This is a genomic window from Ammoniphilus sp. YIM 78166, from assembly GCF_004522215.1.
In the GTDB taxonomy this organism is placed as follows: Bacteria; Bacillota; Bacilli; order Aneurinibacillales; family RAOX-1; genus YIM-78166.
This window is the reverse complement of the sequence record NZ_SDLR01000002.1, coordinates 1,046,460-1,069,952: the sequence shown is the minus strand read 5'-3', so window position 1 is coordinate 1,069,952 and position 23,493 is coordinate 1,046,460. Positions and strand designations below refer to the sequence as shown.

Annotated in this window: 20 protein-coding genes, 1 pseudogene and 6 riboswitches; of the genes and pseudogenes, 1 reads left to right on the top strand and 20 read right to left on the bottom strand. The window is 45.4% G+C overall.

Annotated features, from left to right (window positions below; all coding sequences use genetic code 11):
• Nucleotides 1-39: 39 nt before the first annotated feature.
• The 17 genes and pseudogenes from EIZ58_RS11380 to EIZ58_RS11300 all read right to left on the bottom strand — a co-directional run bounded on the left by EIZ58_RS11380 (nucleotide 40) and on the right by EIZ58_RS11300 (nucleotide 18,297).
• A complete protein-coding gene (locus tag EIZ58_RS11380) occupies nucleotides 40-1,455 on the bottom strand; it encodes an alanine/glycine:cation symporter family protein (RefSeq protein WP_205672143.1) in 1,416 nt (471 codons plus the stop codon).
• Nucleotides 1,456-1,524: 69 nt separating this feature from the next.
• Nucleotides 1,525-2,415 (bottom strand): formyltetrahydrofolate deformylase, encoded by an 891-nt coding sequence (gene purU, locus EIZ58_RS11375; protein WP_205672163.1) that lies wholly within the window; start codon nucleotides 2,413-2,415, stop codon nucleotides 1,525-1,527.
• 79 nt (nucleotides 2,416-2,494) lie between these two features.
• Nucleotides 2,495-3,373, bottom strand: a complete 879-nt coding sequence (lipA, locus tag EIZ58_RS11370; RefSeq protein WP_134700905.1) for a lipoyl synthase — start codon at nucleotides 3,371-3,373, stop codon at nucleotides 2,495-2,497.
• A complete protein-coding gene (gene gcvPB / locus EIZ58_RS11365) occupies nucleotides 3,354-4,865 on the bottom strand; it encodes an aminomethyl-transferring glycine dehydrogenase subunit GcvPB (protein ID WP_134700904.1) in 1,512 nt (503 codons plus the stop codon). The genes lipA and gcvPB overlap by 20 nt, the downstream gene beginning before the upstream one ends.
• Nucleotides 4,858-6,210 carry an aminomethyl-transferring glycine dehydrogenase subunit GcvPA gene (gcvPA, locus tag EIZ58_RS11360; protein ID WP_134700903.1) on the bottom strand — a complete coding sequence of 451 codons (1,353 nt, stop codon included), beginning with the start codon at nucleotides 6,208-6,210 and terminating at the stop codon, nucleotides 4,858-4,860. Before gcvPA ends, gcvPB begins: the two co-directional genes overlap by 8 nt.
• A 3-nt stretch (nucleotides 6,211-6,213) precedes the next feature.
• Nucleotides 6,214-6,603: a glycine cleavage system protein GcvH gene (gene gcvH, locus EIZ58_RS11355; RefSeq protein WP_134700902.1), complete on the bottom strand. Its 390-nt coding sequence runs from the start codon at nucleotides 6,601-6,603 to the stop codon at nucleotides 6,214-6,216.
• A gap of 33 nt (nucleotides 6,604-6,636) precedes the next feature.
• Entirely contained in the window at nucleotides 6,637-7,743 is a 1,107-nt protein-coding gene (gene gcvT / locus EIZ58_RS11350; RefSeq protein ID WP_134700901.1) for a glycine cleavage system aminomethyltransferase GcvT, read from the bottom strand.
• Nucleotides 7,731-8,642: an L-serine ammonia-lyase, iron-sulfur-dependent, subunit alpha gene (gene sdaAA, locus EIZ58_RS11345; protein WP_134700900.1), complete on the bottom strand. Its 912-nt coding sequence runs from the start codon at nucleotides 8,640-8,642 to the stop codon at nucleotides 7,731-7,733. The genes gcvT and sdaAA overlap by 13 nt, the downstream gene beginning before the upstream one ends.
• Before the next feature lie 19 nt (nucleotides 8,643-8,661).
• Complete coding sequence (gene sdaAB, locus EIZ58_RS11340; RefSeq protein WP_134700899.1) at nucleotides 8,662-9,159, bottom strand: L-serine ammonia-lyase, iron-sulfur-dependent subunit beta; 498 nt, start codon at nucleotides 9,157-9,159, stop codon at nucleotides 8,662-8,664.
• Nucleotides 9,160-9,181: 22 nt separating this feature from the next.
• Nucleotides 9,182-10,429 carry a serine hydroxymethyltransferase gene (glyA, locus tag EIZ58_RS11335; protein ID WP_134700898.1) on the bottom strand — a complete coding sequence of 416 codons (1,248 nt, stop codon included), beginning with the start codon at nucleotides 10,427-10,429 and terminating at the stop codon, nucleotides 9,182-9,184.
• A 103-nt stretch (nucleotides 10,430-10,532) separates the two neighbouring features.
• Nucleotides 10,533-10,613, bottom strand: a riboswitch (glycine riboswitch).
• Between the two features lie 2 nt (nucleotides 10,614-10,615).
• A riboswitch (glycine riboswitch) is annotated at nucleotides 10,616-10,720 on the bottom strand.
• Nucleotides 10,721-10,815: 95 nt separating this feature from the next.
• Nucleotides 10,816-10,895: riboswitch (glycine riboswitch) on the bottom strand.
• A gap of 2 nt (nucleotides 10,896-10,897) precedes the next feature.
• Nucleotides 10,898-11,002: riboswitch (glycine riboswitch) on the bottom strand.
• Nucleotides 11,003-11,076: 74 nt separating this feature from the next.
• Nucleotides 11,077-11,322 carry a hypothetical protein gene (locus EIZ58_RS11330; protein ID WP_134700897.1) on the bottom strand — a complete coding sequence of 82 codons (246 nt, stop codon included), beginning with the start codon at nucleotides 11,320-11,322 and terminating at the stop codon, nucleotides 11,077-11,079.
• A gap of 81 nt (nucleotides 11,323-11,403) precedes the next feature.
• Nucleotides 11,404-12,288, bottom strand: coding sequence for a pyridoxal 5'-phosphate synthase lyase subunit PdxS (gene pdxS, locus EIZ58_RS11325; RefSeq protein WP_134700896.1), 885 nt, complete (start codon nucleotides 12,286-12,288; stop codon nucleotides 11,404-11,406).
• A 21-nt stretch (nucleotides 12,289-12,309) separates the two neighbouring features.
• Nucleotides 12,310-13,725: pseudogene (gene lpdA / locus EIZ58_RS11320) on the bottom strand (dihydrolipoyl dehydrogenase).
• Nucleotides 13,726-13,755: 30 nt separating this feature from the next.
• The gene (locus EIZ58_RS11315; RefSeq protein WP_134700895.1) at nucleotides 13,756-14,076 is read right to left on the bottom strand and encodes an iron-sulfur cluster biosynthesis family protein; all 321 of its coding nucleotides are present in this window, start codon (nucleotides 14,074-14,076) and stop codon (nucleotides 13,756-13,758) included.
• 129 nt (nucleotides 14,077-14,205) lie between these two features.
• Nucleotides 14,206-14,287, bottom strand: a riboswitch (glycine riboswitch).
• Between the two features lie 2 nt (nucleotides 14,288-14,289).
• Nucleotides 14,290-14,399, bottom strand: a riboswitch (glycine riboswitch).
• Nucleotides 14,400-15,458: 1,059 nt separating this feature from the next.
• The gene (locus EIZ58_RS11310) at nucleotides 15,459-16,826 is read right to left on the bottom strand and encodes an amidohydrolase (protein WP_134700894.1); all 1,368 of its coding nucleotides are present in this window, start codon (nucleotides 16,824-16,826) and stop codon (nucleotides 15,459-15,461) included.
• 24 nt (nucleotides 16,827-16,850) lie between these two features.
• Nucleotides 16,851-17,567, bottom strand: a complete 717-nt coding sequence (locus EIZ58_RS11305) for a small-conductance mechanosensitive channel (protein ID WP_240689015.1) — start codon at nucleotides 17,565-17,567, stop codon at nucleotides 16,851-16,853.
• Between the two features lie 22 nt (nucleotides 17,568-17,589).
• A complete protein-coding gene (locus EIZ58_RS11300; protein ID WP_134700893.1) occupies nucleotides 17,590-18,297 on the bottom strand; it encodes a DUF5058 family protein in 708 nt (235 codons plus the stop codon).
• A gap of 122 nt (nucleotides 18,298-18,419) precedes the next feature.
• Here EIZ58_RS11300 and EIZ58_RS11295 point away from each other — a divergent pair, with 122 nt between their 5' ends.
• On the top strand, nucleotides 18,420-20,540 hold the full coding sequence (locus EIZ58_RS11295) for a helix-turn-helix domain-containing protein (protein ID WP_134700892.1): 2,121 nt from the start codon (nucleotides 18,420-18,422) through the stop codon (nucleotides 20,538-20,540).
• Between the two features lie 17 nt (nucleotides 20,541-20,557).
• On the opposite strand, the gene EIZ58_RS11290 is transcribed toward EIZ58_RS11295, so the two are convergent.
• From EIZ58_RS11290 to EIZ58_RS11280, 3 genes are read right to left on the bottom strand one after another with little or no spacing between them, the layout of a single operon-like run.
• Nucleotides 20,558-21,751, bottom strand: a complete 1,194-nt coding sequence (locus EIZ58_RS11290; protein ID WP_134700891.1) for a M20 metallopeptidase family protein — start codon at nucleotides 21,749-21,751, stop codon at nucleotides 20,558-20,560.
• A 40-nt stretch (nucleotides 21,752-21,791) separates the two neighbouring features.
• Nucleotides 21,792-23,273, bottom strand: coding sequence for a sodium:solute symporter family protein (locus EIZ58_RS11285; RefSeq protein ID WP_134700890.1), 1,482 nt, complete (start codon nucleotides 23,271-23,273; stop codon nucleotides 21,792-21,794).
• A complete protein-coding gene (locus EIZ58_RS11280) occupies nucleotides 23,274-23,471 on the bottom strand; it encodes a DUF3311 domain-containing protein (RefSeq protein ID WP_134700980.1) in 198 nt (65 codons plus the stop codon).
• Between the last annotated feature and the right edge of the window lie 22 nt (nucleotides 23,472-23,493).

The following is a 23,493-nucleotide window of genomic DNA, read 5'->3' as shown; positions in this document are numbered from 1 at the left end:
ACAAGCTGTTGTTCGTGAGTTTTAACAAATTGTCTCGAGTTAACTCGCTTGCTTCTTTTCCGTTACTCCTGCATTATAATGATTCTCAAAAAAATCATTAGTTTCATTTACAACCACTTTACTTAATAAGATGAGAGCGATTAAGTTGGGAATCATCATCAAGGCGTTCGCCATATCTGCAAAGGCCCAAACGGTTGAAAGATTCGCAACAGCTCCAATTCCGGTTGCGATAACATAGACAGTACGGTAGGCTAAAATACCTTTAGTTCCTACTATGTATTCAAAACATTTTTCACCATACACATACCAACCAATAATCGTAGAGAAGCCAAAAAAGATAATGGAAAAGGCTACAATATATTCCCCTGTTTTACCGAGTGCGGATGCAAAGGCTGCTTGTGTCAATGCCCCACCGGCAAGACTTCCGTCATGCGCCACACCGGATAACAACCCGCCGGTTGTATCCCAATATCCTGAAATCACTAATACTAAGCCTGTCATGGTACACACGATAATCGTGACGATAAAGGTACCCGTCATCGCAACAAGAGCTTGTTTGACAGGGTGATCGGTTTTTGCGTTTCCTGCGATTAACGCTGCCGTACCCAGACCCGCCTCATTCGAAAAAATTCCGCGAGACACGCCGTTCCGAATGGCTTCAGAAACCACGATTCCAACAAAACCACCGGTTGCAGCAATCGGATTAAATGCATAATAAAAAATTAATTGAAAGGCAGGAATAATTTGCTCATAATTTATACCTAATATCATGAGTGAACCACCTACATATAAAACAGCCATAATCGGCACGAAAAATCCTGCTACGGAACTAATTCGCTGAATTCCACCAAAAGTAATTAACCCCGCTAAAACGACTAAGACCATACCTGTTACAATATTGCTCACATTAAACGATGTTTCCATGACATTCGCGATGGTGTTAGACTGAACACTATTGCCGATCCCTAATGCGGCAAAAGAACCGAATACAGCAAAAGCCACGGCCAGCCATTTGAACTTCTTGCCGAGTCCTTTTTCCACATAATACATGGGACCGCTCGAAAACTCACCGTTTTCATTTTTAACTCTGTATTTCATGGCAAGCAAGGCTTCGGCGTATTTTGTCGCCATGCCCAGCAGACCCACGATCCACATCCAGAAAATCGCTCCGGGTCCGCCAATCGTTACAGCACTGGCAACACCAGCAATATTTCCAATTCCAATCGTTCCGGCTAAGGCAGTCATTAATGCCTTAAAGTTACTGACATCCCCTTCATCATTTGAAGTAGACTGCCCTTCTTTGGTAAACCCTAACTTAAAAGCATAGAGCAGTCTTCGGAATTGAAGACCCCTTAACCTCATCGTTAAGAATAACCCCGTACCGAATAGGAAGATTAAACTTGGTGTTCCCCAAAGGATACTATTCATCTTGTTCAAAAGCCCCAATATTTCCATCTAAATCGTCCCCTCCGATTAGGTTTAATCCAAGTATCTTGACCACCTGAAATTCTCCGGAAATAGGCTCTAGGATGTGAACACAATGGTTTTATTGCCGTGAACCAGCACCTTATCTTCCACATGCCAGGAAACGGCTTGGGCAAGCACTGTTCTTTCCACGTGGCGCCCTGCAACCTTTAAGTCCTCGGCTGTATAACGGTGATTCACCCGGAGGACATCTTGCTGTATAATAGGCCCTTCATCGAGGTCATTCGTGACATAATGGGCTGTTGCCCCAATTAATTTCACGCCTCGATGGAAAGCCTTCGCATACGGATTGGCCCCCACGAAGGCCGGTAAAAACGAATGGTGGATGTTAATGATTTGATTTTGGTATTTTGAAATAAAATGAGGGGACAAAATTTGCATATACCTTGCCAGGACGATAAAATCAACTTTATCAGATAAAATCTCTAAGGTTTTCTGTTCCGCTTCCTCTTTTGTATCATTAGTCAAGGGAATATGATAATAAGGGATCCCATAGGCTTCTACGGTTTCCTTTAAATCCAGGTGGTTGCTAATCACGAGAGGGATGTCCACCAAGATTTCTTTTGATTTCCACCGCCAAAGCAGTTCCAGCAGACAATGATCCGTTTTTGAAACAAAGATAGCCATTCGTTTTATTTTTTTCTCACTGTTTAAGGTCCAGTCCATCGCATAGTCCCGAGCTAACATGGGTAAATCCTGTTCAATCTGCTGAAAGGAACGATCGAAATCCTCCAAATCAAACTCAATCCGCATAAAAAACAAGCCGCTTCGTGGATCCGTTGTGTGTTGATCGAATTGGACAATATTAGCTTGATGATCTAATAGAAAGCTAGACACCACCGAGATAATCCCTGGTTTTTCAGGGCAGGAAATAAGTAATACGGCTCGATTCACATTGATTTTTTTCTCCAAAGGCTCTCCCCCATTCATTGATTTAGGTGTATGCGCTTCCAGGTGACCATAAGAGGATACCATCTGGAGTTTCAATCCAGATGGCTGTTACATTGATTTACCTTCCTACGGCAGCCTTTTGCACTTGCTCATGGGCATGGTAAGAGCTTCGAACCAAAGGACCCGATTCTACATGCGCAAACCCCATTTTCATCCCAATCTCGCGAAACTCAGCAAATTCTTCCGGCGAATAATATTTTCTTACGGGAAGATGTCTTTTTGTGGGCTGTAAATACTGCCCTATAGTCAAGATATCGCAATCGACATGGCGCAAATCATACATGGTCTCTAGGATTTCTGGTTTCGTTTCCCCTAAGCCAACCATAATGCTAGACTTGGTCTTCTGGTTTATGCCCAATTCCTTTGCATTTCGTAGTAAGGCTAGAGAGCGAGAATACTTTGCTTTCGCCCGAACTTGATCAGACAATCGCTCCACGGTTTCGATATTGTGGTTGAGGATATCCGGTTTGGCCCGAAGAACCACTTCCAGCGCAGTGGAATCTCCTCCGAAGTCAGGAATCAATACCTCGATTCCCGTCAACGGATTCATTCTTCGGATGGCCTTGATCGTTTCAGCAAAGATGGAAGCTCCTCCGTCTGCCAGATCGTCTCTGGCAACCGAAGTTACGACGACGTGCTGGAGTCCCATTTGTTTGGTTGCTGTGGCCACCTTAAGCGGCTCCTCCCCATCTAATTCCGTCGGCAGTCCTGTCGTGACGGCACAGAAACGGCAGGCCCGGGTGCAGATGCTTCCCAAAATCATAAAGGTGGCCGTTCGGTTGCTCCAGCATTCATAAATGTTGGGACACTTAGCTTCTTCGCAGACGGTATGAAGCTCTTTCCCGCGCATGATGGCCTTGATTTCCTTAAACTCTTCATTGGTATGAAGCTTAATCTTTAGCCATTCCGGCTTGGCCTCACGCTTGGACAAGCTCATGTGCCGTACTCCTTTCCGCTACCTGTTCTCCTGTCGGTTTCTTGTACCTGAGGATCGGCTTACGTGCTGCCGCGACTTCATCTAGTCGGGAAATGACCGTATGGTGAGGCGCCTCCAGGATGATTTCCGGATTCTCCTCCGCTTCTTTGGCGATCTGGATCATCGCCTCAATAAACTCATCGAGCGTTTCTTTCGATTCGGTTTCCGTCGGCTCGATCATCATACATTCTTCAACGATGAGCGGGAAGTAAATGGTTGGCGGGTGATAGCCGAAATCAAGCAATCGCTTGCCGATATCCAGCGTTCTTACCCCCAGCTTCTTTTGCTTTCTTCCCGATAAAACAAACTCATGCTTGCAAATGCGGTCATATGGCAAATCGTAATAAGGAGCCAATTTTCGCATCATGTAATTGGCATTCAATACGGCTTCCTCGGACACGCGAAGTAATCCGTCCGGACCATTCGAGCGAATATAGACAAAGGCACGCAAGTTGATCCCAAAATTGCCGTAGAAAGCCTTTACTCGGCCAATCGAATTCGGCATGTCATAGTTCAGTCGATAGGTGTCTCCCTCTTTAACGACTTCTGGACGAGGCATGAAAGGAATCAGTTCTTTCTTGCAACCGATCGGACCGGAGCCGGGGCCGCCACCGCCATGAGGACCTGTAAAGGTCTTATGCAGATTCAAGTGAACCACATCGAATCCCATATCTCCCGGACGGGCAATTCCTAAAATGGCGTTCGTATTCGCTCCATCGTAATAAAGCATGCCGCCGGCCTGGTGGACGATATCGGCAATTTCGAGTATGTTTTCTTCAAATAGCCCTAGCGTACTCGGGTTGGTCAGCATCAACGCTGCTGTATCTGGACCTACCACTTTTCGCAATTCTTCCAAATTGACATTTCCATTTTCATCCGAGGAAATGGTGATGGTTTCTAATCCCGCAACCGATGCACTCGCGGGGTTGGTTCCATGCGCCGTATCTGGAATTATCACTTTGTCTCGCTTTTCCCCACGGCTTTCATGGTAGGCGCGGATCATCATCAACGCTGTCCATTCGCCTTGCGCTCCTGCCGCAGGCTGGAGGCTTACGGCATCCATGCCCGTGATTTCCGCGAGCTCCGTCTGCAGATCGTAAAGAACCTGGAGCGCTCCCTGAATTGTTTCCTCTACCTGATACGGGTGAATTTTGGCAAATCCCGCATAACGGGCCACATCTTCATTGATTTTCGGATTATATTTCATCGTGCAGGATCCAAGGGGATAAAACCCGGAATCGATGCCATGATTACGATTAGACAATTCCGTATAGTGCCGCATCAGATCAAGCTCGGATACTTCCGGCAATTCCGCCGGGGTTTGGCGGATCAGGTGTGCCGGAATCTCGGATGTCAGATCCATAGAAGGAACATCACTGTCGGGCAGGCTATAGGCTGCTCGACCTGATTTGCTCATTTCAAAAATAAGAGATTTTTCCTTGTTGTTAAGCACGTCCGATCTCCTCCAATCCTTGTACTAAGGAATCAATTTCTTCCTTGGTGCGCGCTTCCGTTACCGCCAATAGCATATGGCCTGCAAGCTCCGGATAATCCCGTCCGAGGTCATACCCTCCCACGATCTTACGTTCTAACAGAGCTTGATTGATTTCCGTTACACTGCCGGGAACCTTGACGACAAACTCATTAAAGACAGGAGTATCGAACGCGATCTTATAGCCGGCTAAGCCTGCAATTTGGGCCTTTGCATAATACGTTTTTTCGATATTCATCCTAGACATTTCTTGAATCCCTTGCTTGCCAATGGCGGACATCGCCACGGAAGCGGCCAAGGCATTCAATGCCTGGTTGGAGCAAATATTGGATGTCGCCTTTTCACGGCGGATATGCTGTTCACGCGCCTGCAAGGTCAAGACGAAGCCGCGCTTTCCTTCTTGGTCTACCGTTTGTCCGACGATCCGTCCCGGAATTTTGCGCATCCATTTTTCTCTGACGGCAAAATATCCGCAAGAAGGGCCTCCGAGCTGCATCGGGATCCCGAATGGCTGGGCATCCCCCACCACAATGTCCGCTTGGAATGCCCCAGGGGGCTGCAATGTGCCTAATGCCAGCGGATTGGAACTCACGATAAACATTCCTTTGTATTGATGGGCGATTTTTTCCACGGCAGCTAAATCTTCAATGGACCCGAAAAAGTTAGGGTACTGGACGATCACTCCAGCGGTATGTTCATCCACCGCTTGTTCTAAAGCTTTGAGATCCGTTACTCCATTCTTGACATCGATCTCTACGACGTCGTAGCTTTGTCCTTTGGCATTGACTTTTAGAATGGCTCTTGCTTCCGGATGAACCGCTTTGGAGATCACGATCTTTTTCCCTTTGGCTCCGCCGACGGCTAAGTTGGCTGCTTCCGCAAGGGCGGTAGGACCGTCATACATCGAAGAGTTAGCCACATCCATACCGGTTAACTCGCAAATCATCGTCTGAAATTCAAAGATCGCTTGCAGCTCTCCTTGGCTAATCTCCGGCTGATAAGGCGTGTAAGCCGTATAAAATTCGGATCGGGAAATGACGTGATTGACCGTACTTGGAATATAATGGTCATAAATCCCAGCTCCAAGAAAATACGCATACTCGGAGCTATTTACATTTTTATTGGCCAATCGGGTAAAGTGCTTCACCGTTTCCGGTTCAGATAGAGCCTTCGGAATATTTAGTGAGCCCTTAAATCGAACTTCTTCTGGAATATCCGAAAACAACTCACGGACGTCTTCAATCCCAAGAAAGGACAACATCTCTTTCTTGTCTTCTAGGGTCATGGGAAGGTAGCGATGCTTCACGTCTTATTCCTCCTCGGTAAATGAAGTATATTGCTCTGCTGTCATAAGCTCTTTTAATTCATCCGGTTGACTCAGCTCAACGACGACCATCCAGCCTCCGCTGTACGGCTCTCCGTTAATGGTTTCCGGTGCGTCCTCTAACGCGCTGTTCACTTCAACGACTCTGCCGCTTACCGGGGAAAAGATTTCCGATACCGCTTTTACCGATTCGATCGTTCCCATGCTTTGACCTGCGGTGACCTCTTCATTGGCTTGTGGAATTTCAACGAAGACAATATCCCCTAACTGATTCTGGGCGAAGTCCGTAATGCCGATTTTTACTCGGTTTTCGCCTAACACCTCTACCCATTCATGCTCCTTGCTGTATTGTAAGCTAGCTATTACTTGACTCATGATTACTCCTCCAACATGTGTAGTTTAATAGATTTATCTCTTATAGAAAGGGGATTTGATCGTAACCGCATCCACCCGTTTCCCTCGAATTTCAACCTCGAGTGGCGTACCCAGCTTCGAAAAGTCGGTACGGATCAGGGCTAAGCCCAGATTCTTCTTTAAAGTAGGGGATTGGGTTCCTGATGTGATATAGCCAATAGGCTCATCCTCCAGAGCTGCTCCGCTAGCATAAACCGGATAACCCGTACGCGGAATCCCGCGCCCTACCATTTCAATGCCAACTAATTTGCGAGGAATCCCTTTTTCTTTTTGCTGGATAAGGGCTTCTTTTCCAATAAAATCTTCCTCGGTTTCTACTTTCACCGCAAAGCCGATCCCCGCTTCGAGCGGGCTAATATCCTTCCCCAGCTCTTGGCCGTAAAGAGGAAGCTTGGCTTCAAACCGCAACGTGTCTCGCGCTCCTAAGCCGCAGGGCAGGACAGCATCTTTGCCTGCATCCAAGATCTTTTCCCACAGATTGCAAGCATCCGCGGCATCGACATAAAGCTCGAATCCATCTTCACCCGTATAGCCGGTACGCGATACAAGAGTTGAAATCCCGGCAATATCCAGCTTTTCTTGGAAATGAAAGAATTTAATCTCCGATAAGTCAAAGGAAGTCAAAGTCTGCAGAATTTCTTCCGCTTTCGGACCTTGCAAGGCCAATTGAGCGATCTTAGAGGATACGTTTTCGATGGTGAGATCCCCGGTGGATTGCTCGATGATCCAGGAAACATCCTTTCCAATATTGGATGCATTAATGACTAACAGATACTCATCTTCCTTGAGCTTATAAACGAGTAAATCATCAACGGTTCCGCCGTCTGGGTAACACATTGCCGCATACAAAGCCTGATTTTCCCGAAGCGAGTTGACATCATTCGTAACCAGCCGCTGAACGGCTTTTTTTGCATCCGGCCCCTTCATGATCACTTCACCCATATGGGAAACATCAAATAGACCCGCACGATTTCGAACTGCATGATGTTCTTCCATAATGCTGCTAAACTGAACGGGGAGCTCCCAGCCGCCGAAATCTACCGTTTTCCCGCCATATTTTTCATAGAGCGGATATAGTGGCGTTCGTTTTAACCCTTCCATCCTGTCCACCCCTCCTCATTTGTCTTTTGTTCTACTATCCGTTTCTTAATCTTTTCTCCCGTCGGCGTGATGGCCAGTCCACCCAATGCGGTTTCCCTCAGGGTACGAGGCATGTTCTTTCCAATATCGTACATGGCGGCGATGACCTCATCGCAAGGAATCCGGCTTTCCACCCCAGCCAAGCCGATATCGGCAGCCGAAAAAGCAATTGACGTGCCTATAACATTGCGTTTGATGCAGGGGACTTCTACTAATCCAGCAACCGGATCACAAACCAATCCCAGCATCGACTTTAAAGCGATCGCCGCGGCATGAACAGCCTGATGAGGAGTCCCGCCTTTGAGTTCTACAATCGCCGCAGCCGCCATAGCGGTGGCCGAACCCACCTCGGCTTGACATCCGCCTGCTGCACCGGCGATAAACGCACGGTTCGCGATCACATATCCGATGGCGCTTGCGGTAAACAACCCCATCACCAATTGTTCATAGGTGAAGCTGCCATTCTCATAAAGGGAAAATAAGCAGCCAGGTAATATCCCGGCCGACCCGGCTGTCGGAGTCGCAACGATGACCCCCATGCGAGCATTGCTTTCCGATGTGGCGAACGCGAACCGCATGGCATCGGCGATATAAGGACCACTAAGAACATCGCCTTTGTTTTGATATTGCCCCATCAAGTAAGCATCCCCACCAGAAATGCCGCTTGGTGCCGTCGACCGATCGGATACTCCTAGATCCACGGCCTCTTTCATTTTGATTAAACGTTCTTTCATCATGTGAACGATCAGTTCTCGATCTCGCTTTGACTTGGAGATTTCGATCTCCAGCATGATTTCCGCTATACTTTTCTTCTCTCGTTCGCAATGGTTGAGCAATTCATTCATTGATTGGATATCCATGTCGCATCTTCCTCGCAAACTAAGAATAAATAAGATTTCGTTTATATTCCTTCAACTGATCCAAGTCATAGGCAGCATTCAGCGGAATATCGACGCTAAAGCCATTAATATGGAAGATTTTCGATATCCCTCCGCCTAAGGAAACTCCGCCGATCGTTTCGGTTTCCCCATTTTTCTTTGTCTGAATGAGAACTGTATTCGGGTGATCGTAGTAGGGACACTGATTTTCCAACACATAACGGATCTCGATCCCCTGCTCCTCCGCCATTTCCACCGCATCCCGAATCCGAACATCGTCTGTATCCATTCCAATCAATCCACCAATGATGGCTTTATCTGTTCCATGTCCTTTATGCGTCTCCGCGAAGGAATCGTAGAAAACGATGGTTACCTGATCAGGGGAGCCTTCGAGGAAGTCATAGACAAACTTTCCAATCGATACAACGCCTGCTGTATGTGAACTAGAAGGTCCAACCATAATAGGTCCGATAATATCAAAGCAGCTGTTGTACAACATAGATCCCATGCCTCCCTTTTTACTAGACTCTCACACGTTCATATAGGGGATAAGCTTCGCACAATTGCTGGATTCTTCCTCTGTGCCTCGTGACTACCCCTGCATCGCCTTTGGTTTTCAACACGTCTGCTATGGCTTGGGCAATCGTAACCATGTCTTGTTCTTTCATGCCTCGGGAGGTAATGGCTGCCGTTCCGATTCGAATCCCGCTCGTAACAAAGGGGCTTGCCGGATCATAAGGGATCGTATTCTTATTGACGGTAATACCCGCTTCTTCCAATAAACGCTCCGCTTCTTTTCCCGTTAGTCCCCATGGACGCACATCGATCATCAGCAAGTGATTGTCGGTTCCTCCGGAAACCAAGACAGCCCCTTCGGCCTTCAGCGTTTCCGCTAGCACAGAAGCATTCCTGACTACTTGTGCTGCATAATCCTTGAAACTCGGTTGCAATGCTTCTTTAAACGAAACCGCCTTGGCTGCGATGACATGCATAAGCGGTCCACCTTGCAGCCCTGGGAAAATCGATTTGTTAATCCCTTTGATGATTTCTTCATCATTCGTCAGCACAATGCCGCCGCGTGGCCCACGCAAGGTTTTATGGGTGGTACTGGTCACTACATCTGCATACGGAACCGGAGATGGATGCAGACCTACTGCCACTAGACCGGCAATGTGAGCCATATCCACCATCAAACGGGCACCCACCTTGTCGGCAATCTCTTTAAATCTGGCAAAATCAATCACACGCGGATAGGCGCTAGCCCCTGCGATGATTAATTTAGGCTGTTCGCGAAGAGCAATCGTTTCCAGTTCATCGTAATCGATGAGATGAGTATCCTCTCTGACCCCGTAAGCCACAACATCAAACCACTTCCCAGAAATGCTGACCGGACTTCCATGAGTTAAATGGCCACCATGGGATAAGTTCATCCCCATAATCTTATCTCCGGGATGAAGTAAGGAATAATAGACGGCCGTATTTGCCTGTGCACCGGAATGAGGCTGGACATTGGCATACTTCGCATCAAATAACTCCGTTAGCCGTTCAATGGCCAGCCTTTCTACCACATCAACGAACTCGCAGCCACCGTAATATCGCTTGCCTGGATACCCTTCCGCATACTTGTTTGTAAGAACCGATCCCATGGCATCCATGACTTCTTGACTTACAAAATTTTCCGAGGCAATCAATTCCAATGTCGTATTCTGTCTGTTTCTTTCCTTTTCAATCGCTTCATAAATTTCATAGTCATGATTCTCTAAACTCATCCAGACAGCCTCCTTCACGCTCTAAATAAGAACACCAGTTCTATTCTTTCCCCCAAAAAAGACAGAGGAAAGGTAAAAATGAAATCAATCTACTTTTACCCTTCCTCTGTCCTTTTTACCTGAGAGATTAGCTCTTTTTATACAAGAACCTTCCCCTTTGGTGGCTTATCGCTCTCTCCAGAGGTGCGTCCAATTGCAGTACTTTTACCTGAGAGTTTAGTTCCTAAGGTTTTTTAGGACTTGCTCCTTCGGTGCTGACCTTACCGGTTCAGTCTCTCCCACAATCATCATCCGCCATAATAAGAAGTTGAAATCTAACTTACTACCTATCTTTCTCAACGCAAAAAGGACAGAGGAAAGATAGATGTAACTTACATTCTACCCTTCCTCTGTCCTTTTACCTGAGAGTTTAGTTCCTGAACACAAGAACCTTCCCCTTTGGTGGCCCAATCGCTCTCTCCAGAGGTGCGTCCTATTGCGGTCCTTTTACCTGAGAGTTTAGTTCCTAAGGTTTTTTAGGACTTGCTCCTTCGGTGCCAAACGCAAGCGTTCAGTCTCTCCCGCAATAATCAATCGCATTTATTAAATTCAATACTTATTTATTATATTAAATCATAGAAAATATATTGTCAAGTTTATTTTAAATCTTAATACTGTTCCTTCCTTTCCAAAAACGTTTCCACAGAGACCTCTTCAAGCAATTCCTTTGTACCATCCACCAAGTATTGATAAGACTGGATGCTGCCCGAATAACGATCGATCGCCCATTGAATGCCGCATTCACTGCAGTACCATTTCAAGCTATTGTAGCCGAACACGCGATGCTGTTTATTATTGGAGCAAAATCTTACCGATCGAATATTTTCTTGATCAAGTTTTTTTATTTCTGTCATGGCCATTTCTTCTCCAACTCAATATTTAGATTGTGTGGATGTGAAAGAGAGTTCTCCCCTTCACATCCTTCATTGCAGCGTTTACCAACCGCGAACAGCCATCCGCTCGTTTTCGAGAAGACGGGAAATTTCGATTCCTTTCATAGCCGTTCCTAGGTTTTTGGATAATTGTCCAATCAAGTCATAATCCTGATAATGAGTGGTCGCCTCGACAATCGCCTTGGCAAAACGCTCCGGGTTTTCGGATTTAAAGATCCCGGACCCCACAAAAACACCGTCCGATCCCAGTTCCATCATTAAGGCAGCATCAGCAGGAGTAGCCACTCCACCCGCAGCAAAGTTCACCACGGGCAACTTTCCATTTGTATGAATCCATTCGAGCAATTCATAAGGTGCCCCTAGATGTTTGGCTTCTGCCATTAATTCATCATAAGACATCGCTTGTACTTTTCGAATCTGGCTTTGTATCATCCGTTGGTGCCGGACCGCTTCTACAATATTACCCGTACCGGGCTCCCCTTTGGTCCGAATCATGGATGCTCCTTCTCCAATTCTTCGCAAAGCTTCTCCTAAGTCCCGGGCCCCGCAAACAAAAGGAACCGTAAACTCTTTTTTATTAATATGAAACACTTCATCCGCTGGAGTTAAGACTTCACTTTCATCTATATAATCTACCCCTAAAGCTTCAAGGACCTTAGCTTCAACGATATGCCCTATCCTGGCTTTGGCCATGACTGGGATCGAGACAGCCTTCATCACTTCCTCTATAATGCTGGGATCAGCCATACGAGCTACTCCACCCATCGCCCGGATATCCGATGGAACCCGTTCTAAGGCCATAACAGCCACCGCCCCGGCTTGCTCCGCAATTTTTGCTTGTTCAGCGTTCACGACATCCATAATGACGCCGCCTTTTTGCATTTCGGCCATTCCTCGTTTTACATCCAAAGTTCCCGTTTTCACCATAATGACCTCCAAAAGTCGAATCTATTTCGAGTTACTGATCTGATGAATCGCCTCGCCAAGCGCGCCTTCGGCCGCTTCCATCACAATCTCCCCTAAGCTAGGATGAGCATGAATCGTATGTGCAATCTCTTTTAAAGGAATTCCTGCCTCAATAGCTAGGGCCACTTCGGCAATCAGATTGGAAGCTTCAGGTCCAACAATTTGAGCCCCAAGCACCAAACCCGACTCTTTATCACCAATGATTTTTACAAATCCATCACCCGCATGCTGAGATAAGGCACGACCATTCGCAGCATAGGGAAATTTCCCTATCATAACCGTGTATCCTTGATCTTTCGCTTGAGTCTCATTCAATCCTACACTCGCTATTTCAGGATCAGAGAACACAACAGCGGGAATCGCTTTATAGTTAACGGCACTTTCCTCTCCCGCAATGACCTCGGCGGCTACTTTTCCTTCATACGACGCTTTGTGTGCTAACGCCGGTCCTTCTACAATATCGCCGATGGCATAAATATGGGGAATGCTCGTTCTGCACTGCTGGTCGACTGCAATTAACCCGCGCTCCGTTGTTTTCAATTGAAGGGCTTCAAGCCCTAATTGATCAATATTGGGTCGACGACCCACGGTGACTAATAAGTAATCGGCGGTTACTTTTCTCTCTTCTCCTTTTGCGGTGAAGGTAACCGTCACTTCCGTATCCGTCTGTTCGGCACTTTGTGCGATGGCCTGGGTGAACACCTGGACTCCCAGCTTTTTCAAGCTTCGCCCTAGAAAACGGGGCATTTCTTTTTCAAATCCCGGCAAGATCGAGTCCGCTCCCTCCAGAATCGTCACTTCGGTCCCAAACTTAGCGTAGGTTTGCCCTAATTCCATCCCAATATAACCTCCACCAATCACAACCAGACGTTTAGGAATTTCTTGAAGATCTAGTGCTTCAGTGGAAGACAGGATCCTTCCCCCGTAAGGAAAAGCTTTTAATTCAACCGGCCGAGAACCCGTGGCTATGATGCAATGATTGAACCGATAAAACGTCTCCCCCTCGCCATGGGTCACTCTCACTTCATTTTCATGGATAAAAGATGCCTCTCCAGCTATTTTTGCTATGCGATTTCCTTTCAATAAAGAACTAACGCCATTCGTTAACTTATTAACTACACTTTTTTTCCATTCCTGAACCCTACCGAAATCGATGTGAACCCCTTCCGCTTTAATCCCGAGTTCGTCCGACTCCCTTACGATTTCATAACGGTGTGCTGCTGAAATCAGGGCCTTCGAAGGAATACATCCCCGATTTAAACAAACACCGCCAACCGTATCTTTATCCACGATGGTTACACTTTTTCAGAGTTGAGACGCCCGAATGGCCGCCACATAACCACCGGGACCCGAACCTATGACAAGTACATCTACTTCTTTTACTAGTTTTTCAGTCATCCTATTCGTAACCCCCTAATGAATTGACCCCTAGGTCGTTAATTGGTAGATTCCACTTGATTCACAAGCAAAAACATCTTCGTCGCTTTTGATCGAAAAACCAGTAGAAGCCTCAAAATCTAGCAACAGATCTTCACCTAAATATCTTTTGGTGAAATGATCAATAAAAAAAGGGACATTCCCCTCCGTAAGGGAGGAATCATTTCTCCTCTGTTCATCAAGGATCAGCTTTACCGTGAAATTCCACGTACAGCACCCCGATAAATCTGCATCTAAACGTACGGCCATCCCCTCCGGAATAGTAAGTTTTTGCAGCTCGAATTGTGCGGCTTCCGTTATCCTCAACTTCATATTTCCCTCCTTTTTCCCTACTTTCCCCCAACATAAGAAAGCTACTGGCGTAGCATTTATGCGTATTATACTTTTTGATAAGTACAAAAAAAGACAGAGGAAAAGTAGAATAAAAAATATTCTACCTTTCCTCTGTCCTTTTACCTGAGAGTTTCACTTCTGACATTGGCAGAAGTATCCCCTTTGGTGGCTTAATCGCTCTCTCCAGAGGTGCGTCCAATCGTGGTACTCTTTACCTGAGAGATTCAATCCCAAGGTCTTTTTTGGGGCTTGCTCCTTCGGTGCCGAACAAATCATCATTCAGTCTCTCCCACAATCATCATTCGCGAAATATGTAATTTGTAATTATGAAAATAATCTTACTCTCATTGTACATTTTCGTCAACAATTATTTGAAAAGTCCATCATAAAGATGCTCCGCCTACTAAGAACAACGGGCTTGCGGTACCTCAAACGAGCGGGCCTGGTTCAGGGCACGAACCGCGAGCTTGCGGTACGGTTTATTTGAAAATCCCCGGCATTAAAGTTGAAAAAGTAAATCCAACCACTCCATCTTAATTGTAACCATTACGGGTTCGAGAGCAATTCATTGAGTTTTGTGACCAAACCTCCGAGATAAGCTGGAAAGGTTCCAGGTACGTGAGCAAACGGTACCTACTCGTGAGCATCCGTCACTTTTCCGTGAGCAAATCAGGAATTTCGTGAGCATCCGACCACGGGCAAGGGTAATCGGGGCCGAAAACAGGGATAGATGAAAAATAAAAGCCAAATTACTTAAAAAATCAGCCTGAAATGAAGGGCTCTAAACCGAAGTTTAGATTGCACTTCTAAAAAGTAGACCCAAATCACTTCATTTCTCGAAAAAACATAGGACCAAATCGCAGACAAAGGGGATTTTCATTGTACCCTCCTGGCCTGGGCGTTTTGGGAGCAAGTTCCTAAGTTTCGTGATCAAATGGACCGAATAATTTGGAATTGTACCAGGTACGTGAGCAAACGGTACCTACTCGTGAGCATCCGCCACTTTTTCGTGAGCATACTGAAATTTCCGTGAGCATTTGGACCTGAGCTATAGCCATACGATCCCAGACCAGCCCATGATGAAAAACAAAAGCCTAATTACCTAAAAAATCAGCTTAAAATAGGAGGCCCTAACCAAAAGGTTAGCCTATCCTTTGAAAAACCAGACTAAAATCACATCAAACCTCGAAAAAACGTAAGCAAGGTAGCCCAACTACTTGGAATCATTCCTGGTATGGGAACAAATTCTCTTCATCTCGTTAACATGCGACCTACTTAGGAGGAACCTGGTCCCTGAGCGGTCGCCTAGTTGCACTATAGCTAAACACCCTCCACCAAACTTGGGGGAGGGTCGTCTTCAACTACACTTTTATCTCTTGATTGAATTCCCCGATCCCCGGAACGTAAGGCTTTCCCATGGTACTTCGCTGAAATTCTTGTTTGGCTTTATCTAATACTTGATCTTTATTCGAGAGAAGATCAAGAGCCGTCAAAGCCATGGTTTTGGCTGCCAAATGCATGCCTTTGAACCCGATGGAGGAACCAAAGGAGGAAGTCGCCTGCCAAGTGTGGAATTCTACCCCCTTCGGTGCACACGTGGTCATGATTTGCCCTAGTGGGGTAATCCAGCTGACATCCCCCACATCGGATGAACCTCCCATGGATTTACCATACAATGACTTATCGTTACGAGGAGTAATTGGTAGCAATTCTTCTATTTCGTCCGCCTGTATGGTACTTACTAGTTTGCGTGCAAATTCCTGCTCCTCTTCACTAAATGGAGTCGGACCGGCGATTTCCATATTTTCAACCATCAGATCATTTAACGCTTCATTGGGCAAAGTTTGATAGATGTTTGCTAATAGTTCGGAGGTTACGCTTGTTTCCGTCATGAGGGCCGCGCCTTCCGCTATTTTTTGTACCCTCCGCAGCATCTCATCTACCTGCTTTTTGGTCGCTGCTCGGAGGAAATACCACACGCTAGCGTCCTCCGGTACGACATTGGGAGCAAGTCCTCCGTTGGTAATCACATAGTGGATCCGGGAACCATCCAGTACATGCTCTCGTAGATAGTTCGCTCCCACATTCATCAACTCCACAGCATCCAACGCACTTCTTCCGGCATGGGGGGATTGTCCAGCATGTGCAGGTATACCTTTAAAGTGAAATTTAATTGATACTAGAGCTTGCATACTCATATTCACGGGAATATTGGACGTACCCGGGTGCCAGGTTAAAGCGCAGTCCAAGTCATCAAAGACACCTGCTTGGGCCATATAGCTCTTACCTGACAGCACTTCCTCGGCTGGGCAACCGTAGTAGCGAATCGTACCTGCTCGATTTTCCGCATCCATCACCTTTTTTAAGGCAATGATTGCTTCGACCCCTGCAGTACCAAGCAAGTTATGCCCGCACCCGTGGCCAGGACCTTGAGAGATAATAGGATTTTGAACCACATCAACGGTTTGAGAAAGCCCAGGCAGGGCATCATATTCACCTAATATACCGATAATCGGCTTACCTGAGCCATACTCAGCGACAAAGGCAGTAGAGATTCCTGCAACCGGGGTTTGGATGCGAAAACCCTCATCCTTTAGCTTGGCCATCTGTAATTGGCAGGCAAATTCTTCTTCATACGCTAATTGCGGATTCTCCCAAATCTTTTGAGCCATGTCCGTAAATTCCGTCTGTTGATTTTCCATGAATTGTAATAGTTTTGGTTTACTCATACTCTCCTCCATATCACGTAAAGCTTATTTTTGTGCCTTTTGAGCCTTCATTTTCTCCAACAGCATACAGACGACAACGGTTCCAAGGATGCATAGGAAGGTTTGGAACGTACGGGGTACGGGACCCAGATTAACAAAGAGACCAAAGGCAATTCCAACGATTCCCCAAATGGGCTTTTGGATGGCAAATTGGGCGATGACAGCCCCAAATATAGCAGGAAGAACAAATTTGAAGGCACTAGTTATGGATTCTGGTAAAACAGACAGCAGGTAGGAACCTCCTAGTATAACGAATAACAAGATGACCGCATTGGTAATAGAAGCAGCAGCGATGGCAAGTGTGGCGGTAATTTCCCCTTTTTTCGTTCCAGGTTCTGCACCCACTACGCTTTGGGCAACGGAAGCGCAAGGAAGGCACATGCTTCCGATATTCCCTGTTAAAAAGGCAAGATAGGTCCCAGAGACCCCTAGGACGGGATAATAACTGATCGGTTCAATGATCCAAACAAAAGCAACAATGGATGCATAAGCAGCAAAGCCTGAAAGAATAATGACCCAACCGGGATGGTAGCCAAGTCCAAAGGAAAGGTATAGAGGAACCATTAACGTTAGAAGGATAACGGACCAGATCGTCAAACGGCCCCAATAGTGGGATTTTTTGTGAAAGGTTTCAAAATCGATTGCGGTCCCCACAACATTTTCACTAATCGTTAAGTTTTTTCCTGCAGTCTCCATTGACATGATATCTTCCCTACCCTTCCATCTAAGATATAAAGTAACCTACGGATAACCCTACAACAACAACCAATCCAAGCGACCATTCCTTTAGCCAGCTTAAATGTAGCTTATTGGCAACCGACATAATAATAGGCATGACGATAAAAGCAACCACTAATACGATAGACTGTTCCATACCTTTCACCATTTCGCTGCCACCTAAATAACTAAAGGCCCCTATCATTGCTGCTAAAGAGATGGATTTTAAAACGGTTACATTATTGCTCTTGGCAGCCGCTTTTTCTTGTATTTTCCCTAGAGACTTCGTAAAAAGTGCGGTGAATAACAACCAACCCATTCCGCCAAGACACATCACCCAAACCGCCGCAGTAAAAGCCTGTGCCGTAAAGTCGGGAGATCCGAGATCTACTCCAGCTGCCTTAGCACCAAGACTCGCACCTACGGTTTCAATCGCAGCAGATCCAATAATCGCGATGCGCATTAAAGTCATCGGGTCACCGATTAGGGTCATGAGGGAAATCGCAACAAATACGATGGCCAGAGTAGGCCCAAATGAACTAATTGCCCCTGCTCGAATCGCGGATCGAACCTCCGCTGAGGTCATTCCCACGGATGAACTCGCTTTTGAACATAGCCTGATAAACATGATGGCCTGAAAAATAACCACACTCACGACAAGTAAGGCAAAAATCCAAAGCGGAAAGCTGTTCGCCAATTGCAAGACTTGGTCCAAATGTAATTCCCCCTTTTTCCTATTTATTAAATATTATAAAATATTTTATAATTAACTCAATGTGCGATCAAACAATGTTTAAGCGCTTGCAATGTTGAAAACCACAACGCAGGAGGTAGATCATGGATAGGGATCTGGGTGTGATTCAGTATATTGACAGGAAGTTAACCAACATACCTTTTCAAATTTGGCTTTGTAAACCGCAACATACAGAGCCTGTATTAATTTATAAGAAGGGGATGGAATTTCAACCGCTTCCCTTCCCTTCTGTACGAGCAGAGGATAAATTTTGCTTCCAGGAGTTCGAGGGTAAAAGCATCCTTTCTCTTTTTTATCCCGATCATTATCAAGTCGTTCTCTCTATGTTTGATCAGAAGATCGTTCTTCAACAGGAAGACTTTGAACAGCTTCATCTTCTTTTTTCCGTCTTGGTTGCCCAGGAGGAGGTGCAGAGAAAATCAAAAGAATTGGTAAGCATGGTGGAGAGTATTCGTTCCATCACTTCTTCTCTAGACTTGGACGAATTGCTGACAAAAATCATCACCAATGCCCTTGCCGTCATTCCTACGGCACATGCCGGGTTTCTTCAACTGTATGATGCTGAAAAGGGCTATTTGATCCCTAAAACAGAAGTTGGATTTAACCAAGATATCTATTCTCTTAAAATAGGAGTTGGAGAGTCTATTACAGGAAAGGTTTTCCAGGATGGTTGCCCCAGACTTTATAATTCCAGAACGGAAATTTATCAAAACATGAGTAATATTTCGCAAGATAATTTCCTAAAACTTCACAGTAACGAAAATTCAAAGAAAGTGAATGTTTTAGCCTCGGTCCCCGTCTCCCTCGGTGAAAAACGAATTGGCGTCCTGACGATTCATCAATATGAAGGAAAGTTAACACAACATGATGTAGACTTGCTGCAAGCTTTTGCCGACCAAGCCGCCATCGCGATACAGAATGCTCAGCTTCATAGCGAAGTGAATAAAAGGCTAGGAGAGGTTACCCATCTCACGAATCAATTAAAGGAGAAAAATCACTTTCTATTAAAACGGAACGAAATACATGACACCCTAACTGAATTATCTTTATATAATCAAGGTGGGGACATGATCCTTACCGAAATGGCACGGATGATGGATCGCACGGTGTTCTTCTTTGACGCGCTGGAAACGGAATACTTCCCTAAGCATCAAAAGCATCGTCCACCCTTAAGCTTAGATGAAATCTCAAGACTCTCCTTCCATAGGAGAAAGCCGGTATTTATCGATCTCGTGGATAAAGGCCATCAATCATTGTATACGTACCCTATCTTTTCAGGGACCATCTTTTTGGGTTGTATCATCACTCCATTAGATAAGCCCCTTTCTCAACTCGACCGAATTACCATCGAACAAGGGAGTTCCATTCTTGCTTTAGAGTTAGTCAAGAAACGAACACAAGCGGAGGTCTATTACAAGCGAACCCATGAAATGTTCAATGAATTAATCCAAACAACGGATCATGAACACCTAGTAAACAAAGGAAAAGAACTTGGGCTCAACCCTTCTTCCCTATTTATGTTAGCTGTATTTGAAATGACCTCCTATCAGGATTTGCAAACCCTTGGAGCGGATAACTACAGATTAGCAAACCAAATCAAAAAAGCTCAAAAAGACAGCCTTATTATTGGATGTCACAATAAAGTAATCGTAGTTTTTTCATTGTTAGACCAGCACCATATAAAAGAGACGCTAAAAAACATCTACTCCATCATGAAAGAGTGGACAAGCCGAGACAATCCACCCTTGCGTGTGGGAATAAGCAATCCCTACGAGGGAATTAAAAAGATGACCAATAGCTATGAAGAAGCAAACAAAGTCCTTCTTTATTTAGAAAGTCGCAATCGGTTAGGCATGATGAAATATGACGAGATGGGCATTAACCGATTATTCTTGAATCAACAACCCACTGAAATTCAGCACTTTACCCAGGAAATTCTCGCACCTTTGAGAACGGAAAAAGCCATCAGCAATGACCTGGAACGAACCCTGTTCACCTACATTCATTCGAACAGGTCGAACGTTCAAACCGCCGAAAAGCTTCATATTCACACCAACACGCTCTACCAGCGAATCAAAAAAATAGAAGAGTTGCTCAACCTCCATTTTGACGATCCGGAGGATTGGCTTAAAGTTCTATTGGCTTTTCATTTAAGGGAGACCTTTGGATATTCTTCTCCTGTTCGAGCAAAAACCCATGCCTAATTAGCATGGGTTTGTTTTTATGCAGGCTTAATAGCACCATCCGACAGTTCATATAAAACAACAGAAACAAATAGCTTGCCGATCTGAAGAATCGCCCTCTCATCCACATCAAACTTGGGATGATGATGGGGGTAAGTCGCTTCAATATCAGGATTCTGGCCCCCTACAAAGAAAAAGCATCCCGGCACTTTCTTCAGATAGTAAGCGAAATCCTCCATCCCCATCATAGGAGGCACATGTTTAATTTTATCTACCCCAAATATCATTGCTGCAAGCACTTCTACTTTTTTCGTTTCTTCTACATGATTCCATACCGCAGGATACCCTCTGCGATATTCAAATTTCACGTCAGCTCCTGCACCTTCGCAAGTCGTTTTGACGATTTGACCCATTGCCTCTTCCACCAAATCTCGTACATCTTCGTCAAACGTACGAACCGTTCCGTTGAGTTTTGCCGTATGAGGGATGACATTATACGCTTGTCCGCTTTGAAAGGAACCAATCGAGATGACTGTAGGCTTCAGCGGGTCTACTCGACGGCTAACAATTTGCTGCAAATTGAGCACAAGCTGACTTCCTGCAACCAGCGGATCCACAGACAAATGCGGCAGGGCTCCATGGGCGCCTTTCCCATGAATCTCAATCTCAAAGGTATCTCCGGCAGCCATCATATACCCATCTTTTATCCCTACCGTCCCCACCGGAATATCGGACATGACATGGGCACCATAGATCACATCTACTCTATCCAAGCAACCGTCTTCAATCATTGGCTTGGCGCCGCCAGGAATCACCTCTTCAGCAAACTGATGGATAAACACCACATTTCCTTGTAATTCACTCTTCACTTCACTTAAAACTTTAGCAACCCCCAACAGAGCTGCCGTATGCAGGTCATGGCCGCAAGCGTGCATCACTCCTGGGATTCGAGACTTGTATTCCACGACTTTCTCATCCTGGATGGGCAAAGCATCAAAATCAGCTCGCAGGGCTACCGTTTTCCCCGGTTTTCCTCCTTTTAACAATCCGACTACCCCTCTGCCGCCCACTTCCGTTCGCACTTCTAATCCCAAACCTTTTAAATAGTCAGAAATTTTTTGAGGAGTATTTTCCTCTTGAAAAGAAAGTTCAGGATACATATGAAGATCGCGACGAACCTTCACTAACTCTGGAAATAAACCTTCCAGTCTGGAAAATAACTGTTCAACCATGTCTACACTCCTTTTTTCTTTTATCTGTATCTATTTTTTATTAAGCTGATTGAGATTCTACTTTATCAGCAGAATGAGAATCGACCTCTTTAGTAAACAAGCTAGCGATTACCATGACGGTTACGTTTACAACTAAGGCAACAATTCCAACGTTCAAATCCTGCAGTGCCTGTGGAGCAGAAGGAAATAAAGTGGTGATCGTCGTCTTGGTGATTGTAATGTATATAACAGTGCCTACACCGACGATCATTCCTGCCGCCGCTCCCTGCTTGGTGACAAAATTATTCTTCATGAGACTGCAGAAAAAAGAAGGAAGCAATTGCGTTACCAAGCTAAGCCCCATCAGGAGCAAGGTGACAATGGTATCCCCTCCACTTAGAGTAAAATAGACAGAAATTAACGTGATGACTGGAATAAGTGCCTTAGCCAATCTTGCAATTTTCTCTTCTGAAGCCGAAGGAACGAACACATGGTAAACGTTCTTCGATAACGCGGTCGCTGTTGTCATTAAGAGCATCGAACCAGGAACGATAGCGGCCAATAGTCCAACTGCTCCAATTAAGCCAACAAACCACGGATCGAAGGTTTGAATGGAAAGCCGCAATAGAGAAAGATCAGCATCCGCTCCTTTGAGCCCCGGAACTTGGAGTATAGCCGCAAAACCGACAAAGAAGATGAACAGTAGCATCAGGGTATATAATGGACTGATGACTGCATTTTTTCGAATCGATTTCGCATCCTTGGCCGAATACACCGCACTGAAAACATGAGGCCACATAATACTGCCGAGCGAAGCCAATAGGACGGTGGATATGAACCAGGAAATGCTGAGTCCCTCTTCAGGAATCTTCAAGAAGTCCGGTTGCGCCGATACGATCTCTTTAAACATCGGCTCCACACCATCATAGTAATGAAAAGGAATATAAATCCCGATGAAGATAACCACACCAAAAATTAAAATATCTTTAATCACGGCTGTCCAAGCCGAACCATGAATTCCGGAAATCATGACATAAACGGTTACAGAAATGGCACCGATCCAAATGGCCAATGAAGGAGAAATCATTCCATAGGAAGCTTCTGAAACAATAATTCCTAATCCTTTTAATTGAATGACAATGTAAGGTATGAGTGAGAGGACACCAATGATAACCACCAGAACCCCCAGATACGGACTATTATACTTTCTTGCGAAGAAATCCGATTGGGACATCAGCTTGTGATCTTTTGCATATTTCCAAATCATAGGTCCAATCCAGTAAATCGATAAGTAGCACAGGCTTAAATACGCCAAAACATAAAGAGCCGGGCCTCCTTTTCCATAAGCCCATCCGCTGGCTCCCAAGAAAGTAAAGGTGGTATAGATTTCTCCTGCCATGAGAAAGAAGATGAATACTGCCCCAAAACCGCGGCCACCAACTGACCATTGTTCCAGGCTCATGTTTTTCCCTTTTGTGGCCCGTATCCCTAAGTAAATCGCCAGAATCAAAAAACCAAAAATGATAAAGATAGCCGAATTCATTTACACATCCCCTTCCCGATTGGCCGGATCAAGACGATAAATAATGGCCAAAATAACGGACGTAAGAACAACCCACAAAACAATCCAAAACATGTTAAACGGTAAACCTAAAACAAAAGGTTCCAACTTATTGACTTGCGGTAATAAACCCAGCATCCCCACAAATGGAAGCAAGGTAAGGATATGAATCAACTTCATCATTTACCCTCCTTAATAAATC

Coding starts and splice junctions, on each gene's coding strand:
- EIZ58_RS11380 (WP_205672143.1), bottom strand. CDS start 1,455: ATGGAAATATTGGGGCTTTTGAACAAGATGAATAGTATCCTTTGGGGA.
- purU (WP_205672163.1), bottom strand. CDS start 2,415: ATGAATGGGGGAGAGCCTTTGGAGAAAAAAATCAATGTGAATCGAGCC.
- lipA (WP_134700905.1), bottom strand. CDS start 3,373: ATGAGCTTGTCCAAGCGTGAGGCCAAGCCGGAATGGCTAAAGATTAAG.
- gcvH (WP_134700902.1), bottom strand. CDS start 6,603: ATGAGTCAAGTAATAGCTAGCTTACAATACAGCAAGGAGCATGAATGG.
- gcvT (WP_134700901.1), bottom strand. CDS start 7,743: ATGGAAGGGTTAAAACGAACGCCACTATATCCGCTCTATGAAAAATAT.
- sdaAA (WP_134700900.1), bottom strand. CDS start 8,642: ATGGATATCCAATCAATGAATGAATTGCTCAACCATTGCGAACGAGAG.
- sdaAB (WP_134700899.1), bottom strand. CDS start 9,159: ATGTTGTACAACAGCTGCTTTGATATTATCGGACCTATTATGGTTGGA.
- glyA (WP_134700898.1), bottom strand. CDS start 10,429: ATGAGTTTAGAGAATCATGACTATGAAATTTATGAAGCGATTGAAAAG.
- EIZ58_RS11330 (WP_134700897.1), bottom strand. CDS start 11,322: ATGACAGAAATAAAAAAACTTGATCAAGAAAATATTCGATCGGTAAGA.
- pdxS (WP_134700896.1), bottom strand. CDS start 12,288: ATGGTGAAAACGGGAACTTTGGATGTAAAACGAGGAATGGCCGAAATG.
- EIZ58_RS11315 (WP_134700895.1), bottom strand. CDS start 14,076: ATGAAGTTGAGGATAACGGAAGCCGCACAATTCGAGCTGCAAAAACTT.
- EIZ58_RS11310 (WP_134700894.1), bottom strand. CDS start 16,826: ATGAGTAAACCAAAACTATTACAATTCATGGAAAATCAACAGACGGAA.
- EIZ58_RS11305 (WP_240689015.1), bottom strand. CDS start 17,567: ATGTCAATGGAGACTGCAGGAAAAAACTTAACGATTAGTGAAAATGTT.
- EIZ58_RS11295 (WP_134700892.1), top strand. CDS start 18,420: ATGGATAGGGATCTGGGTGTGATTCAGTATATTGACAGGAAGTTAACC.
- EIZ58_RS11290 (WP_134700891.1), bottom strand. CDS start 21,751: ATGGTTGAACAGTTATTTTCCAGACTGGAAGGTTTATTTCCAGAGTTA.
- EIZ58_RS11285 (WP_134700890.1), bottom strand. CDS start 23,273: ATGAATTCGGCTATCTTTATCATTTTTGGTTTTTTGATTCTGGCGATT.
- EIZ58_RS11280 (WP_134700980.1), bottom strand. CDS start 23,471: ATGAAGTTGATTCATATCCTTACCTTGCTTCCATTTGTGGGGATGCTG.